14 protein-coding genes are annotated in these 14,504 nt (G+C 41.2%); 2 read left to right on the plus strand and 12 right to left on the minus strand.

Going from position 1 to position 14,504, the window contains the following annotated elements:
- Positions 1-150: 150 nt before the first annotated feature.
- From nox to AC4HAF_RS05545, 9 genes are all read right to left on the minus strand, one after another.
- Positions 151-1,524, minus strand: a complete 1,374-nt coding sequence (gene nox / locus AC4HAF_RS05505; RefSeq protein ID WP_491096986.1) for a H2O-forming NADH oxidase — start codon at positions 1,522-1,524, stop codon at positions 151-153.
- Positions 1,525-1,655: 131 nt separating this feature from the next.
- The gene (locus AC4HAF_RS05510; protein ID WP_491096987.1) at positions 1,656-2,612 is read right to left on the minus strand and encodes an ABC transporter permease; all 957 of its coding nucleotides are present in this window, start codon (positions 2,610-2,612) and stop codon (positions 1,656-1,658) included.
- Between the two features lies 1 nt (position 2,613).
- Positions 2,614-3,690 (minus strand): ABC transporter permease, encoded by a 1,077-nt coding sequence (locus AC4HAF_RS05515; RefSeq protein WP_491096988.1) that lies wholly within the window; start codon positions 3,688-3,690, stop codon positions 2,614-2,616.
- On the minus strand, positions 3,683-5,215 hold the full coding sequence (locus tag AC4HAF_RS05520; RefSeq protein WP_491096989.1) for an ABC transporter ATP-binding protein: 1,533 nt from the start codon (positions 5,213-5,215) through the stop codon (positions 3,683-3,685). The genes AC4HAF_RS05515 and AC4HAF_RS05520 overlap by 8 nt, the downstream gene beginning before the upstream one ends.
- Before the next feature lie 135 nt (positions 5,216-5,350).
- Entirely contained in the window at positions 5,351-6,400 is a 1,050-nt protein-coding gene (locus AC4HAF_RS05525) for a BMP family lipoprotein (protein ID WP_491096990.1), read from the minus strand.
- A gap of 90 nt (positions 6,401-6,490) precedes the next feature.
- Positions 6,491-6,877, minus strand: coding sequence for a cytidine deaminase (locus tag AC4HAF_RS05530; RefSeq protein WP_491096991.1), 387 nt, complete (start codon positions 6,875-6,877; stop codon positions 6,491-6,493).
- Entirely contained in the window at positions 6,867-7,529 is a 663-nt protein-coding gene (gene deoC / locus AC4HAF_RS05535) for a deoxyribose-phosphate aldolase (protein ID WP_491096992.1), read from the minus strand. Before deoC ends, AC4HAF_RS05530 begins: the two co-directional genes overlap by 11 nt.
- A gap of 18 nt (positions 7,530-7,547) precedes the next feature.
- The gene (locus tag AC4HAF_RS05540; protein WP_491097062.1) at positions 7,548-8,825 is read right to left on the minus strand and encodes a pyrimidine-nucleoside phosphorylase; all 1,278 of its coding nucleotides are present in this window, start codon (positions 8,823-8,825) and stop codon (positions 7,548-7,550) included.
- 108 nt (positions 8,826-8,933) lie between these two features.
- A complete protein-coding gene (locus AC4HAF_RS05545; protein ID WP_491096993.1) occupies positions 8,934-9,527 on the minus strand; it encodes a class I SAM-dependent methyltransferase in 594 nt (197 codons plus the stop codon).
- Between the two features lie 96 nt (positions 9,528-9,623).
- Between AC4HAF_RS05545 and coaA the strand changes: the two genes are divergently transcribed.
- Entirely contained in the window at positions 9,624-10,544 is a 921-nt protein-coding gene (gene coaA / locus AC4HAF_RS05550; protein WP_491090364.1) for a type I pantothenate kinase, read from the plus strand.
- A gap of 53 nt (positions 10,545-10,597) precedes the next feature.
- On the plus strand, positions 10,598-10,849 hold the full coding sequence (gene rpsT / locus AC4HAF_RS05555) for a 30S ribosomal protein S20 (RefSeq protein ID WP_084522383.1): 252 nt from the start codon (positions 10,598-10,600) through the stop codon (positions 10,847-10,849).
- 150 nt (positions 10,850-10,999) lie between these two features.
- On the opposite strand, the gene AC4HAF_RS05560 is transcribed toward rpsT, so the two are convergent.
- The 3 genes from AC4HAF_RS05560 to AC4HAF_RS05570 form a co-directional block, all read right to left on the minus strand.
- Positions 11,000-12,319 (minus strand): sensor histidine kinase, encoded by a 1,320-nt coding sequence (locus AC4HAF_RS05560; protein ID WP_491096994.1) that lies wholly within the window; start codon positions 12,317-12,319, stop codon positions 11,000-11,002.
- Complete coding sequence (gene ciaR, locus AC4HAF_RS05565) at positions 12,309-12,983, minus strand: three-component system response regulator CiaR (RefSeq protein ID WP_491090361.1); 675 nt, start codon at positions 12,981-12,983, stop codon at positions 12,309-12,311. The genes AC4HAF_RS05560 and ciaR overlap by 11 nt, the downstream gene beginning before the upstream one ends.
- A gap of 525 nt (positions 12,984-13,508) precedes the next feature.
- Positions 13,509-14,006 carry a hypothetical protein gene (locus AC4HAF_RS05570; protein ID WP_491096995.1) on the minus strand — a complete coding sequence of 166 codons (498 nt, stop codon included), beginning with the start codon at positions 14,004-14,006 and terminating at the stop codon, positions 13,509-13,511.
- Between the last annotated feature and the right edge of the window lie 498 nt (positions 14,007-14,504).

The following is a 14,504-nucleotide window of genomic DNA, read 5'->3' on the forward strand; positions in this document are numbered from 1 at the left end:
CAGGAAGGCCTTTTTATTTTGGTCAAATTCAAGTAAATGCCTTAGTTATTGTCACCTCAGGACATACTTTCTGGAGAATTTTAAAAAAAGACAAACCTCCAAAAAGAAGTTTGTCTTCAGTCTGAGCTGAGATTATATCTCAGCTCAAGCTTATTTAGCATTAAGTGCTGCCTTTGTGATGTAGTTGTATGGCTGATTGAAATGAGGCAGGAAGAAGAAATCTAAGAGCGCTAACCGATCGATAGTAACTTTTTCCTGAATAGCCAGTGAAAACATGTGGATTCCCATTGACATATCCTCTTTAGATGCCATTTGTGCACCGAGGATCAGACGGCTGTCCTTATCATAGACAATCTTAAGAGTAACCGGATAGTTATCGTGTTCGATAAAGGTTGCTTTTTGACTATCAGTAAATTCTGTTACTTCTGGGTTGTAACCAAAGCGTTTGGCTTTTTCAGCCGTCAATCCGGTTGATACCATATTCAGTCCGAAGATAGAAATACCATTTGAACCTTGTACCCCCAGAGACTCTAATTCGTGGCCAGCCGCATTGTGTCCCGCTACAATGCCTGAACGCAGGGCATTTGATGCCAAAGCAATATAGTTAGTATCGTTGATAGCATTGTCGTAAACCGTAGCACAGTCGCCAACAGCATAGACATCCGGCAGGCTTGTTTCTTGTTTTTTATTAACAAGGAAGGCACCGTTGCGGAAAGTTTCCAGTCTGCCATTGCCCAATGCCGTATTAGGACGGAATCCTACGGCTAAAATGACCATATCAACATCACGGCTGGCTTTATCGGTCACAATACGCTCTACCTTGCCGTCACCTTCAATCGCTTTAACGGTTTCACCGAAAGCCAATTCAATTCCGTGATCTTCTAAGTTTTGGCGCATCATATCTGAAAGGTCGCGGTCATAATAACCGGCTAAGCAGGTGTCAACAACATCAATCAGCGTAACGTCCTTACCGAGCCGTTTAAAAGCTTCAGCCAGTTCTACACCGATATAGCCTGCTCCCACAACAGCAACACGGTTAAGATTTTTACTCTTGTCCTGCAGTTTATTGATGACATCTTCAGCATTTTGATAAAGTTTAACAAACTGCAGATTTTCAAGCGTCGCTTCAAATTCGCGGCTGCCTTCTTTAATCGCTGCTCCTTCAATAGGCGGTAAAATTGGTGTTGAACCTGTTGCTAAGATGAGTTTATCGTAGTTTTCGACGTGCTCCTTGCCATTAACCAAGGCAGTAACTGTTTTAGCATCATAATCTATAGCTGTTACCGGTGACTCCATGTAAACTTTTGCACCCTTTGATTCCAGCATCTCTTTGTCTGCATAGAAAAGTCCCTGAGGTCCTGATATTTGTTTACCAATCCAAAGAGCCATTCCGCATCCTAAGAAAGAAATATTGGAATTTTGGTCGAAAACAACAACTTCGTTTTCACTGCCGTAATTATCCAAAATGGTATTAACACTAGATGTACCCGCATGGTTAGCACCAACAACAACGATTTTACTCATAAGCAAATCCTCTTTTCACTATAATCTAATTTAGTTACTTTATCAGTATACCATGATATTGAAACGCTTACAAAGAATATGCTCATTTCTTCACGAAAAAATCACCCATTTGCATGAGTGATTGAAAGGTCTTATTTTGACTTGATATAATTGACACCATCTGCTTTGGGGGCAACTGCCTGTCCAAAGAAAACGGCCAATACTAAGATAGTTAATACATAAGGTGCAATCTGCAGGTAAACTGTCGGAATGTTTGACAGGAAAGGCAGCTGATTGCCAATAACCGCCAAACTTTGTGACAGCCCGAAAAACAGGCTTGACAGCATTGCTCCTATCGGATTCCATTTACCAAAAATCATAGCTGCCAAAGCAATAAAGCCCGGTCCTAAAATAGTTGTCCCTGCAAAGTTAACTGAAATTGACTGTGCATAAATCGCTCCGCCGATTCCTCCTAAAAAGCCTGAAATCATCACGCCCCAGTAGCGCATCAGGTAAACATTTATTCCCAAAGTATCAGCAGCCTGAGGATGTTCACCGACTGAACGCAGACGCAGTCCGAATCTTGTCTTAGTCAGGATAAACCAGGCAAAAACGGAAAAGAGGATGGCGATATAAGCAACCAAGCTGGTTCCTTCAAAGAAAATCGGTCCAATAAAAGGAATGTCAGACAAAATCGGAAAATCAAACTTACCAAAAGATTGACGGATATTATCTGTCTGTCCTTTATTATATATGGATTTAACAAAGAAAACCGCTAACGAAGGGGCTAAAAGATTGAGGACTGTACCAGAAACAATATGATCAGCCCGAAAATTGACGGTAGCCATGGCATGAATCAAGGAGAACAACAGACCGACCGCTCCGCCGATAAGAGCTGCTATCCATGGTGTTGCTCTGCCGAAAGACTCAGCAAATTCCAAATTGAAAACAATTCCGGCGAAAGCCCCCATGACCATGATACCTTCAAGTCCGACGTTAACAACACCGGATCTTTCAGAAAAAACACCGCCTATACTGGTAAAGATGAGAGGGGTCGCATAAACCAGCATTGATGATACTAAAAGAGCTAAAATACTTTCTAAACTCATTTTACTGACCGCCTTTCACTTGTTTTTTAGGTTTAATATAACGTTCAATAACATAGTGAGCACCGACAAAGAAGATAATCAGGGCGGTCACCACTTTGATCAACTCAGGCGGCGTTCCGACATGAGTTGCATCACTAATACTCATACCCGGTGCCCCAACGCTGAGCGCTCCGAATAAGAAGGCCGAAAGCAAAATACCAATTGGAGAATTAGAAGCCAGAAGACTGACCGCCATACCGTCAAAGCCGATTGCAAGAGAGGTGGTCTGTACATAGACATTGCCAAAAGTTCCGAGTCCCTCGACAACACCGCCAAGCCCTGCCAGAGCTCCTGAGATGATCATGGACAGAACAATGGTTCGTTTGGCTGACATACCTGCATACTCACTGGCATGAGGGTTAAGACCGACTGACCGTATTTCAAAACCGAGTGTTGTTTTGTTGAGCAAATACCAAACAACTAAGATGGCAATCAGGGCCAGGAAAAAGCCGATATTCATCCGTGAATTATCTGTCAGTGCCCGCAGCCAATCCGTTTGATAGCTGGCATTTTTACCAACATAGATACTGGAGTCAGAATTGCGCATGACACTCTTTGAAAAACCATCCTGAATAATGGCATTGCCGATATAAAGCACAATATAATTCATCATAATAGTGACGATAACTTCACTGGTACCCAGATAAGCTCGCAAGAATCCCGGGATAGCACCCACAACACCCCCTGCTGCTGCTCCGATAAGAACAGTCATTATGAGCATGACAGGGCGCGGCAAACCAGGATTGGCTAAAGCAAACCAACCGGCAGCTATCCAGCCGGCATAAGCCTGACCTGACAGACCGATATTGAAGAAGCCGGCGCGGCTGGCAACTGCAAAACCAAGTGCAATTAAAATCAGCGGGCTCATTGCACGGAATATTTCTCCAATATCTTTCAGACTGCCGAAAGCCTTTTGGAAGAGACCTTCATAGGCCCATACCGGATCGTAGCCAAAAATAAGCATGATAATGGCTCCGAGTACAATTCCCAAGACAACCGAAACCAGAGGAACGACAATTTGCTGTGTTTTCTTAGACATTTGCTTCCTCCTTTTCAATACTTCCGCCGGCCATTAAAATTCCCAGTTCTTGTTTGTTAGTGGTTTCCGGCCTTACAATGCCTTGAATTTGACCGTCATGAATAACGGCAATACGATCGGACAGATTAAGAATTTCGTCCAATTCGAAACTGACCAGCAGCACTGCTTTCCCTTTATCGCGTTCTTCCATTAAGCGTTTATGAATATATTCGATAGCTCCAACGTCCAACCCACGTGTCGGCTGGCTGACAATCAGCAAATCCGGATCGCGGTCAACTTCACGGGCAATAATCGCCTTCTGCTGATTACCGCCTGACAGTCCCTTAGCCGGAACAAATTCGCTAGCGGCGCGGACATCAAATTCTTCCATCAGCTGGCGCCCGTGTTCATTTATTTTATTATAATTTAAAACGCCATTTTTACTCAGCGGCTGTTTGTAATAAGTCTGCAGAGCCATATTTTCTGCCAGTGTCAGCTCAAGAATCAAGCCGTCACGGTGCCTGTCCTCTGGAACATGCCCCACACTCAATTCTGTAATCTTACGAGCTGACAGTTTAGTCACGTCCTGACCTTTAATGGTAATGGTTCCTGATTTAATCTTACGCAAACCTGTAATCGCCTGAATCAATTCACTTTGACCGTTGCCGTCAATTCCGGCAATACCGACAATTTCGCCGGCTCTGACATCCAAGGAAAGTCCTTTGACAGCTGGAATCCCGCGGTTTTCATTGACTTCTAAATCCTTAATTGCCAGTGTGACTTCTTTAGGATCAGCAGCTGCTTTTTCCGTCGTAAAGGAAACCGAGCGGCCGACCATCATTTCAGCTAAGTCCTGAGAGGTTGCTCCTGCCACATCCACGGTTTCAATGCTCTTACCGCGTCTGATAACAGTCACGCGGTCAGCAACCGAGCGAATCTCATCCAGCTTATGTGTAATCAAAATAATCGATTTGCCTTCTTTGACAAGGCTTTTCATAATGCTCATCAATTCCTGAATTTCAGAAGGCGTCAAAACAGCAGTCGGTTCATCAAAGATCAGAATATCGGCACCGCGGTAAAGCGTCTTTAAAATTTCAACCCGCTGCTGAGCTCCGACAGAAATATCAGCAATTTTGGCATTAGGATCAACAGCCAAACCGTATTTCTCAGACAAATCTTTAATTTCCTGACTGGCTTTTTTCAAGTCCAAAATACCGTTTTTAAGAATTTCATTTCCTAAAATAATATTTTCAGTCACTGTAAATGCCTCAACCAGCATAAAATGCTGGTGTACCATCCCAATACCTAACTGAGCCGATTTAGAGGGAGAATCAATCGTAACAGTCTTACCGTTAATAGCAATCTCACCGCTGGTCGGCTCAAGCAGACCGGCAAGCATATTCATCAAGGTTGACTTTCCGGCTCCGTTTTCACCAAGCAGAGCATGGATCTCACCTTTTCTGAGATTGAGATTGATATGATCATTAGCCACAAAATCGCCAAATTTTTTGGTAATTTCTCTCATTTCAATGACATGTTGCGTCATAGTCTTTTCCTTTCAGAAATTTTATACTTCAGTAGAGAGCAGTACGAAAATCACTGACAATCACGTTCTGTTCTCTACTGAGATATAAAGATCTCAGTGTTAAAAAGGCGACCGGCTGAGGTCGCCCTTAAACCCTTATTTTTCTGGAACTTTGATGTCACCTGATACAATTTGTTTCTTAGCATCATCGACAGCTTTTTTAGCATCGTCAGACAAGTTTGTTGACGCAAGGTCCACCCCTTTATCTTTAAGTCCGTAAGTTGTTACTTTACCGCCTGGGAATTTCTTATCTACAGTGTTGTTGGAGATAAGCTGAACAGCCTTTCCGACTTCTTTTAATGAAGATGCGAGGACAAAGTTAGATTTTTTACCGTCTTTTGAAGTGTACTTGCCTTCAGCAGCTTGGTCACGGTCAACCCCGATAACCCAAACTTTTTTAGCTTCAGCTTTCTTCTCATTCAAAGCTTTGGCTTCGCTGAAGACACCGGCACCTGTACCGCCTGCCGCTTGGTAAACGACATCAGCGCCGCCGGCATATTGAGCAGCCGCAATTGTTTTACCTTTGGCTGCATCGCCAAATGAGCCTGCGTAATCAACTTGAATTTGGATAGATTTATCTACTGATTTAACACCGGCTTCAAAACCTTTTTCAAAACGGGTGATAACTTCTGATTTAACACCGCCTACAAAACCGACTTTCTTGGTTTTTGTTGTCTTAGCAGCAGCAATTCCTGCAAGATAGGCTGCTTCATTATCAGCAAAGGTAACGCTGGCAACATTGTCTTTATTTTCAATAACGTCATCAATGATAACATAGTTGACATCTTCATTATCAGTTGCTGTTTTTTCAATAGCATCATGCAGAGCATAACCGATACCAAAAACTAATTTATAGCCGCTTGATGAAGCTGTATCCAGATTGGTAGCATAATCAGATTCATTGGCTGATTGGAAATAATCAAAACCATTTCCCTTACTGAGGCCTTTGTCCTTGCCCCATGCCTGTAAGCCTTCCCATGCTGATTGGTTAAATGACTTGTCATCAACACCACCAGTATCAGTTACAATAGCAACTTTTAAATCTGTTTTGGCCTTGCCATTGTTTTTAGCAGCGCGATTGCCGCAGGCTGCAAGCCCTAATACTGCTATAGCAGTTAAACCTAAACCAACAATTTTCTTGTTCATAAAGATGAACCCTCCTAAGTTTTATATACAACAAATGTTGCCGAAAAATTAATATTAAACCTAAAGGCTTAACAGACCAATAAAACAGCTTTACCTCAACTCTGTAAACGAATAAGGCAATAACTCATCGACCGTCATCACGACCGTCTTACCATCCTTGGCAATCAAAGTAACCCGGGCGGTCGGCTCAAAAAATTCAGCCATGACCTGACGGCAGGCACCGCACGGAGATATCGGCTCCTCGGTTTCACCATAGACAGCAATCTCTTCGAAATCGCGATGGCCTTCAGAAATAGCTTTGAAAATGGCCGTCCGTTCGCCGCAGTTGGTCAGCCCAAAACTGGCATTTTCAACATTGCAGCCCAGATAAACATCGCCGGATTTGGTTCTGACCGCAGCACCAATGGGAAAATGTGAATACGGTACATAGGCATTTTGGCTGGCTTTTATAGCAAGAGATACTAAATCAGTAGCCACCTTTTGCTTCTTTCCCTTCGACGATTGCAATCCCGGCAGATGTTCCAATGCGGGTCGCTCCTGCTTCGATGAAGGCTTGAGCATCTTTCAAGGTACGCGCTCCGCCAGCCGCCTTAACACCGAATTCAGGTCCCACTGTCTGACGCATGAGACGAACATCTTCTACTGCAGCTCCTCCTGTAGAAAAGCCGGTTGAAGTCTTAACAAAATCTGCTCCTGCTGCTTTAGCCGCCTGACAGGCTTTAACCTTTTCGTCGTCGGTCAAAAGACAGGCTTCGATAATAACCTTAACCAGCTTGTCTGCGCTAGCTTCTACAACTGCTCGAATATCCTTTTCAACAAAATCAAAGTTTCCGGATTTTGCCTGCCCGATATTAATGACCATGTCAATTTCATCAGCACCGTTGCTAATGGCATCTTTTGTTTCAAATGCTTTTACAGCACTGGTCGTTGCTCCCAAAGGAAAACCGATGACGGTACAAACCTTAACATCACTTTCTTTGAGAGACGCAGCCGCATGAGAAACCCAGGTAGGATTAACACAGACACTGGCAAAATGATACTGCTTGGCTTCCTGAATGAGCTTGTCAATCTGAGCCTGAGTACTTTCTGGTTTTAATAAAGTGTGGTCAATATATTGATTGATTTCCATGTTACCCTTTCTTAATAATTAAGTAATGATTCTTAAAATCTCATTTACTCTCAATTCATCCTTATCTATTTTAACATTTTTTTTGAATTCTGTAAGCATGTTTTCAGATAATTTTTCATTGGAGTAAACCCTTGCAATCAGATCTCCTTTTTGAACAGAATCGCCTACCTTCTTCTCGAAAACAATTCCTGTTTCATAGTCCAGCTTATCTGTTTTAACCGCCCGGCCGGCGCCCAGACGCATGGCAAAAAGTCCAAAGGCTAAAGCCGGCAGTTCTTTGATATAGCCTGCCTCATCTGCAGCAATTTCAGTAACAACCGGTGCTGATGACGGTCGGTACAAATCTTTTAAATCACCGCCTTGGCAGACAACCATTTCTTCGAATTTTTTCAGTGCCTGACCGTTTGTCAAATGATCGCGAATATCTGCCAGACTCTCTTGCTTTCCGGCTAATTCCAACATCAGCTGAGCCAGCTCACAGATAAAATCTGTCAGATCCTTTCGTCCTTTCCCCTGCATGATCTGCAAAGCTTCCAGAACTTCTAAACGATTGCCAATAGCCTGACCCAGAGGCTGACTCATGTCAGTAATGACAGCAATTGTTTGCCGTCCCATTTCCTTCCCCAGAGCAACCATGGTTTTGGATAAAGTTTCTGCATCTTCCAAACTCTTCATAAAAGCACCATCGCCAACAGTCACATCCAGTAAAATACGGTCTGCTCCGGCAGCAATTTTTTTGCTCATGATAGAACTGGCAATCAAGGGAATGATATCAACTGTCGCTGTAACATCGCGCAGGGCATAAAGCATCTTGTCAGCCTTGACCAAATTGTCAGACTGACCGATAACTGCCAAGCCAATCTTTTGGACCTGTTGGATAAACTCTGCCTGAGACAGCTCAATCTGATAGCCCTTAATGGATTCCAGCTTATCAAGTGTTCCGCCGGTATGTCCGAGACCGCGGCCGCTCATTTTAGCAACAGGGACGCCAAAGCTCGCTACCAGCGGTACTAATATCAAAGTCACCTTGTCACCGACACCGCCGGTTGAATGCTTATCTGCTTTTATTCCAGGAATAGCAGACAGATCAATTTCCTCACCCGAATGAACCATAGCCATGGTCAAATCATGTGTTTCTCTGGTCGTCATTCCTCTGAAATAGACGGCCATGGCAAAAGCTGACATCTGATAATCAGGCACTCGGCCGTCAGTGTAGGCTTCAATAAGCCAGTTTATTTCCTGTTTTGTCAGTTCATGACCGTCTCGTTTTTTCTGAATCAAATCAACTGCTCTTATCATCTAAATACCCAAAACGCTTAGAAAGTGGCTGAATCCAGAATATCTCCCGAAAATATTTGTTTTCTGGGACAAATCCTCTGCACTCTGACAGCTCTCTTGCATGTATTACCTTTCTTTTGTGCTTCTGAGGACATAATAGCCCTTGTCTCTCTTTAAAATATCAGCATTGCCAAAAACCTGCTCCATCTTTGCTTTAGCACTGGGAGCCCCTTGTTTTTTCTGAATGACGATTGTCAGACTGCCGCCTGTATTCAGATGCTCAATACTGCCTTCAATGATAGCATGAACAACCTCTTTGCCGGCTCTTATAGGAGGATTGCTGATGACTGCATCGAAAGGTTCTGAAACATTTTCATAAATATTTGACTGAAAAATATTGGCCCTAACCCCATTTCTTTCAGCATTTCTCTCAGCTAAATCCAATGCCCGCCTATTAACATCAACCATAGTGACATCAAGATTGTAGACTTTAGCCAGCGAAATGCCCAAAGGTCCGTAGCCGCAGCCGACATCAAGCAAGGTCTTTTCCTTTTTTAAATCAAGGCTGTTTAAAAGAACCTGACTGCCGTAATCAACCATCTTTTTGCTAAAAACACCCGAATCCGTCAGAAAATGGAAAGTCTGCCCCAGCAAACTGACATCTATTTCTTTTAATGCGTGTCTGCTGTCAGGGTTTTCTGTATAGTACATGTTATTCATCGTATTGTTAACTCCTGTTTTACGCTAATCAATTTTAGCATACTTTGAAACGGTTTTCAATTCAATATGATATAATGTTCTTTGAAGGAGGATTTCATGGCAAACGAGTTTATTAATTTTGAAAAAATTTCCCGCCATACCTGGCAGCACCTGCATCAAAAATCACAGCCGCCTTTAAATGAGACAGAATTAAACTCTATTAAAAGTCTCAACGACCAAATCAGCATTCAAGATGTCACAGACATCTATCTGCCCTTGGTCAGTCTGGTTAAAATCTATAAAAGAGCTCAGGAAAATCTCAGCTTTTCCAAAAGTATTTTTTTGCAGAAAGATCTCAATAACCGTCCCTTTATTATCGGAGTTTCGGGCTCTGTTGCCGTCGGTAAATCTACTACCAGCCGGCTCTTGCAGCTTTTGCTGGCCAGAACATTTAAAAATTCCCGTGTTGAAATGGTCACTACTGATGGTTTCTTATACCCCAATGCCGTTCTTTCTGCCAAAGACATGCTCAATCGCAAAGGCTTCCCTGAGAGCTATGATATGGAGCTTTTGCTCAACTTTTTAGACAGGATGAAAAACGGGGAGACTGCAGAGATTCCTGTTTACTCACATGAAATTTATGATATTGTTCCAGATAAAAGCCAGACGATAGAAGCACCTGATTTTCTGATTGTAGAAGGAATCAATGTTTTTCAAAATCCTGTAAACAATCGTCTTTATATGAGTGATTACTTTGATTTTTCAATCTATATCGACGCTGACAGCAGCCATATTGAAAATTGGTACCTTGAACGCTTCTCCGCCTTGCTGGATCTGGCTGAGAATGATGAAGAGAACTACTACCACCGCTTCTTAAAAATGGGCAAAGAAGGGGCTCTTGATTTTGCCAGAGAAATCTGGAAAAATATTAATCTCGTCAATCTGGAAAGGTATATTGAACCGACGCGAAATCGCGCTGAGTTGATTCTCCATAAGGCCAACGACCATAAAATAGATGAAATTTACCTGAAAAAGTGATAAAGGCTTGTCAAATGCTCAGAATTTCTATATAATAGTGTAGTTATCATAATTTGGAGGTAAAGACATTGGCAAATATTAAATCAGCGATTAAACGCGCTGAACTCAACGTTAAGCAAAACAGCCGCAATTCAGCTCAAAAATCAGCTATGCGCTCTGCTGTTAAGGCTTTTGAAGCAAACCCAACCGAAGAACTGTTCCGTGCTGCTTCTTCCAGCATTGACAAAGCTAAATCAAAAGGTTTGATTCATAAAAATAAAGCAAGCCGCGATAAAGCACGTCTTGCACGTCAATTAGCTAACTAAGAAGTCGGACTAGTCCGGCTTTTTTCTTTTTGAAAAATCCGACTGGAATGCATTTAGAGTACATAAAAACACCTCCGAAGCCTTTTGGCAAAGTGAAATACTCCGGAGGTGTTTTTTGTCCTAATAGTTATGGGACACAGAATCTGCTTTTTATTTACCGGCTGACAAACGAACTTCAAAAATAGCTCCCTGCGGTTTCTTATCTTTGACAATGATACTGCCTTTTAAGCTGTCGGTGATTTGTTTTGCCAGAGACAAGCCCAGACCAAAACCGCCCTTTTGCCGGGTTCTCGCCTTATCAACACGATAAAAGCGATCGAAAATTCTCTTCTTATCCGTATCTGAAATTCCTTGACCGTTGTCAGCCACCGATAAAATCAGGCTGCGATCTGTTGTTTTAACATCAATCCAAATTTCTCCTGCTTGATCCGTGTATTTGACCGCATTGTCAAAAAGAATGGTCATCAATTGTTTAAGGAGGGTTTTATCTGTTTTAATCTGACGGCTGACCTTATTTGTAATATGCAGCCTTTTGCCGTTTTCCTGTGCAATCATCGCATAGTTTTTAAAGGTATCATCAAAAAAACTGGGGTTAACTTCTGTTATCTCAGGCTTAATACCATCATCACGGCGAGCCAGATTGAGGAGATTCGTTGTCAATATCCTCATATTTCTGACTTCTTCTAAACTGGAAGCGATGGATTCTGATGACTCTAAAATAGTAGCCTCAGGCTTTCTAAACAGACTTTCCAAACGATTTTGCAAAACGGCCAGCGGTGTGCGCAGTTCATGACTGGCATTTTCCACGAAGGACTTCTGCTTTTCGTAATTCTCTAAAATGGGTTTGCGGCTCCATTTGGCTAAATAGACACTGGCAATCACTGAAATCAGCCAAAAAACAATCATAACACTGATGATAATTGTCACATAACGTTTATTGGCTTCTTCCAGCTGTGTTGTGTTGATAACAATCGTTGCAAATTTTACCTGCGGATAAAAACTATTATCCACTTTAACCGTCACAGTCCTGTATTTTTCCGTCTGACCATAGATATTCTTGGCCTTTTGTTCGGCAATGGCACCCAAGTTGTTCAGTTTTGGGTGGATGCGGTATAAGGGTGAAAAGACATTGATGTTATTGACAACACGATGCTTTTTATCATAAAGAATGGTATCGGTATTGGCAGCCATTTGGCCATCCGGCTTGATTTTAAAGGGAGATCCTTCGTTGTCTTCGTCCATCGTATCACTGATCATGGTATTTCTGACCATTGCCATATTGACATAATCATCGATATTTTTAGTCGCCTTTTTGAGACTGTCATCAACCGAAGAATAGATACCAAAGCGCATGATTTGTATGATAATGACAGTCATCACAAGGAATATTCCCGTAAATACGCCAAAGAAATGGCTGAAAAAGGAGGCATTCTCGCCATGCCTGTTTTTTTGTCTTAGTTTATTTAGCATCCTTTAAAATATATCCCACACTGCGTAATGTCTGCAAATTTTTTCCAAACTGTGTATCTTTAAGTTTTTTTCTGATTTTAGACACATAAACTTCAACGACAGAAATTGTCGTGTCGCTGTCAAAACCCCAGATTCGGTCAAAAATCTGTGATTTAGGCAAAATAACATTTTGATTCTGCAGGAAATAAACCAGCAAATCGAACTCCTTGCCGAGCAGCTCTACTTCTTTGCCGTTTACCTTAGTTGTATTGGTAGATGTGTCTACCGTTAAATCACCATAAACAAGGCTTTTATCACTGAATTTCCCTGAGCGCTTGAGAAGAGCCTGAATACGCATTTTCAGCTCTTCCAAATAAAACGGTTTTGTCAGATAGTCATCAGCACCCAGCTCAAAGCCGTGGCCCTTATCGTCTAAACCTTCTTTGGCTGTCATGATCAAAACAGGAGTTGTAATCCCTTTTTCACGCAGTTCTTTCAAAACTTGAAAACCGCTTTTTTCCGGCAGCATCAAATCCAATAAAATCAGATCATAAACGCCGCTTTCAGCTTCATAAAGTCCCTCTTCCCCATCAAAAACCTGCATAACGTCAGCAAAATCATCCAGAAAATCAAAGATAGAGTTTGACAGACTTAAATCATCTTCTACTAATAATATCTTTATCATGTTTCGGCTCCTTTTCTTCCTTTCTATTATAGCATGACTTAGAAGTTTTCGACTAATTATTTACAGAAAGGGGAAGCTCCTTTAAATCAGGCGTCGGCAAGAACTGCAATCAATGCAGTTAAGGCAGATTTTGCTGCCAATGAGAGAAAAATGGGGTTAGTAAATACTTTTTTCATAGGTAGACCTCTTCTTTCTTTCAGCATAAACTCAGTCTAACCTACCATTCTTAAAAGAGGCTTAATGATAACTAGGGTTGATTTGATAATGACAAAAATACGGCTGTTTGAAAAAAGTCAATGAGGATTTACGAATAGTTCTATTGAGACAGCAGATACATTACATTACGGAGAAAGTAAAAAATATCTTTGCAGAAAGATTAACACTGAATATTGTTATTCAAAAAATAAAAAAAAACTCAGTCCTGACCGATACAGGACCAAATCTTTTGAGTTCTATAATATCTAAAAAAGTGTCCCAGTTTTACAAAGAGCTTTCAAATAATTATTAAGCAAAGGGATTTTAAAACTAATAAATATTACGTACGTAAGAAGTTGAACCAATTTGTTTGCCATTAGCATAAGTAACAACAACTTCTTTTATTTTTGTAGGTTGAGCCGGATCGTAATACTGACTAAGTTTTACAGTTACATTTTTATTAACCGCCGCAGCTAATCCTAAACCTGCACCTGCAGCATTTATAAATGGTTTTGCTGGGCCGGCAACAAGAGCCATAATTTTAAGCATGGCAGCTTGTACAGACTGAACATATCCTAAATTATACGTCGTGGATGTAACATAATTCCATGCTCCTCGGCGAAAACCGGCAGTTGCTCTGGAATATGAATTTCCATTAGAAACATCTGGAATATAATCATGACTATTATTAACTTCAACATTAGACACAGTACCATCAATATCAGTCAGTGTTCCTGTAGTAATGTCTAAATAAGCTGATAATCCTGTTTGACTATCAGTAATCAGTAACAGAAATAATGTTATTATTTTGTGATACTGTATAACCATCAATATTATATGTATCTGCATATGTGGTATTTGCAATGATAAAGCAAATCATACCATATAATAAGACGACCATAAAACCGAAGATATTTCGTTTCATTTTCATATTGCTACTCCTTCCTAAAATAAGAAATAAAAATCCCTAAGCCTATTATTCCAGCAATTACTAATATAGCATTGCTATTTTTCAATCCCCAAATTAACAAAAATATATCAATTAATAGGATAAATATAGATGTAAATAGCCTACTTTTACTCATAGCAACCTCCCAGAAGAATAATTCTGCAGTAGTACAGCTGGGACACAGCAAAGATCATTATGAATATTTTATTTTTAAAAATCGTGTTTGCCTTCTAGCGTTTTAACGCTTGGTTTCATATTCAATATCACTTTTATATTCCTTTTTTGTTTCATCCTATCATACTTCCTATTTTTCCTCAAGCATATAACTTTATTCTCAGTACTTTCTCAAAAATCCAATTCTTTATCTTTACAAAATT

The sequence above is a fragment of the Streptococcus sp. ELY_90 genome (assembly GCF_058314475.1).

Excerpts from the sequence above, each read along its gene's own strand:
- nox (WP_491096986.1), bottom strand. The coding sequence starts at position 1,524 with ATGAGTAAAATCGTTGTTGTTGGTGCTAACCATGCGGGTACATCTAGT.
- AC4HAF_RS05510 (WP_491096987.1), bottom strand. The coding sequence starts at position 2,612 with ATGAGTTTAGAAAGTATTTTAGCTCTTTTAGTATCATCAATGCTGGTT.
- AC4HAF_RS05515 (WP_491096988.1), bottom strand. The coding sequence starts at position 3,690 with ATGTCTAAGAAAACACAGCAAATTGTCGTTCCTCTGGTTTCGGTTGTC.
- AC4HAF_RS05520 (WP_491096989.1), bottom strand. The coding sequence starts at position 5,215 with ATGACGCAACATGTCATTGAAATGAGAGAAATTACCAAAAAATTTGGC.
- AC4HAF_RS05525 (WP_491096990.1), bottom strand. The coding sequence starts at position 6,400 with ATGAACAAGAAAATTGTTGGTTTAGGTTTAACTGCTATAGCAGTATTA.
- deoC (WP_491096992.1), bottom strand. The coding sequence starts at position 7,529 with ATGGAAATCAATCAATATATTGACCACACTTTATTAAAACCAGAAAGT.
- AC4HAF_RS05545 (WP_491096993.1), bottom strand. The coding sequence starts at position 9,527 with ATGAATAACATGTACTATACAGAAAACCCTGACAGCAGACACGCATTA.
- coaA (WP_491090364.1), top strand. The coding sequence starts at position 9,624 with ATGGCAAACGAGTTTATTAATTTTGAAAAAATTTCCCGCCATACCTGG.
- AC4HAF_RS05560 (WP_491096994.1), bottom strand. The coding sequence starts at position 12,319 with ATGCTAAATAAACTAAGACAAAAAAACAGGCATGGCGAGAATGCCTCC.
- ciaR (WP_491090361.1), bottom strand. The coding sequence starts at position 12,983 with ATGATAAAGATATTATTAGTAGAAGATGATTTAAGTCTGTCAAACTCT.
- AC4HAF_RS05570 (WP_491096995.1), bottom strand. The coding sequence starts at position 14,006 with ATGGTTATACAGTATCACAAAATAATAACATTATTTCTGTTACTGATT.